General features: G+C 68.9%; 2 protein-coding genes. Both read right to left on the bottom strand.

Annotation, left to right across the window (positions count from 1 at the left end):
• Positions 1-1,354, bottom strand: a 1,354-nt coding sequence (locus tag D7X74_RS41790; RefSeq protein WP_147446906.1) for an iron-containing redox enzyme family protein, incomplete at its 3' end; no start/stop codon positions are given.
• On the bottom strand, positions 1,354-1,722 hold a 369-nt coding region (locus D7X74_RS41785), incomplete at its 5' end, for a fatty acid desaturase (protein WP_199733006.1). The genes D7X74_RS41785 and D7X74_RS41790, both read right to left, overlap by 1 nt.

The following is a 1,722-nucleotide window of genomic DNA, read 5'->3' as shown; positions in this document are numbered from 1 at the left end:
CCCACAGCGAGGCGCCCTCCCCCATCACCCGCGCGCCCACCATCCGTCCGGCGGGCACGACGACGGCCTCGCCCGCGCGGAGCACCCGGGGCTTGAGGAAGCCGGCGTCCACCTCCACCGCGCCCGCCGTTACCGCCAGCAGCGTCTGCGCGTCATGGACGTCCGGCGCCAGGAAGAAGCCCGCAGCCCGGGGCGTGGCCCGCGACGCCTCCACCGTCGAGGCCCGGACCGCCTGGCCCGTGTGCAGCGCCTCGCAGAAGCCCAGCTGCTCGAAGTAGTCCCGCTCGGCCAGGTCCCCCAGCAGGCGGCTCGCCTCGATGCCGCGGACCATCTCCGGGATGATCTCCTCGCCGTAGCGCTGCACCAGCGGCCGGATGAGCTTGTCGAGCGCCATCCGCCGGTGGTGCAGGTCGATGCCGACGTGCTCATCGAAGTAGAGCGTGTCCACGCCCTCACGGCCGAACACCGCCTTGAGGCGCTTGCTGAACTGGCGGTTGAAGTGCGGCACCACCGCTTCGATCCACCACAGCGCGCCCACGTACTCGAACCAGCGCGGCTTGTGGCTGGTGACCCAGTGGAAGTAGCTGGTCATCAGCAGCGAGCTGGGCAGGTACCAGTGGTAGTACGCGTGCACCCCGCTGCTTAGGCCCAACGACTCCAGCAGCCGCTCGAACAGCGTCGAGTGCTTGTGCGGGTGCACGCCGTACCCGAACTCGTCGATGAAGATCTTCATCAGCTCCGAGTGCACCGGACCGAAGTTGCCCGGCAGCGCCCGCGCCATCTGCGACGCCTCGGAGAGGAAGTCGGGGGCCACCTGCAGGATGAAGAGCTTCGCCGCCAGGTCCGGCGCGGCGGACGCCTCCACCCGGCGGCACACCTCGCTGGGCGCGGCCTCGTACCGCGTCAGCAGCTCCTGGCAGTACGACTCCAGGTGCCCGAGCGTCCACGGACCGTCCACGCTGATGTCCTCGGAGAGGAACGCGAAGCAGGTGCGCTCCAGCGCCGGACGGAGCATCGCGTTCGCCGCCATGAAGCCCGGCTCGTAGAACGCGTGGAACGCCCTGCGCTCCTCCTGCGTGAAGGCCTTCACCGGCAGGTAGAGGTTGTTCTGCTCGTAGGCATTGAAGAGCAGCCGGTTGAGCGACAGCGAGCGGTGCGTGAAGAGGGTGCCCGGGCGCACCGGCTCCTCCAGCGAGCCCAGCGTCAGCCCCTCGAGCGCCGTCGGTCGCAGATAGGGGCTGTCCAGCAGCCAGTGCGGACTGGGGCCGTACGGGGGGGCGGACTGGAGGCCCTCCCAGAGGGGGGCCAGTGCCCCCGTGGCGATCAACCGGTGGGTGTCCAGCAGGGTGGGCATCACGAGGTCTCGACGTCGAGCGGCTTGGGCTCGGTCTGGAAATGGAGCCAGCTGCCCACCAGCGAGCGCGGTCCGCGGAAGTAGCGCTCGCAATGGTGCGCCTCCGCGTACTGCGACACGGGCAGCAACAGCTGGTGCATCCGCGGCAGGTTCGCCAGCGGGATGCGGGGAAAGAGGTGATGCGTGACGTGGTAGTTGTCGTGATGCGGGTGCAGGAAGAACGACACCCAGTTGCTGGGGTGGTTGCGCGTGTAGCCGAGCACCGTCCCGGGCTTGAGCCCGATGTGGTCCGAGATCTCCGCGAAGATCTTGATGAGGTGATACGCGGTCATCTTCGACAGCAACCACAGCCCCGCGAAGGACAGGGC

Origin of the sequence: Corallococcus sp. CA047B, assembly GCF_003612065.1 — a bacterium.
Classification (GTDB): Bacteria; Myxococcota; Myxococcia; order Myxococcales; family Myxococcaceae; genus Corallococcus; species Corallococcus praedator.
Note: the sequence above shows the minus strand (reverse complement) of the source record. Positions and strands in the feature narration are given on the sequence as shown.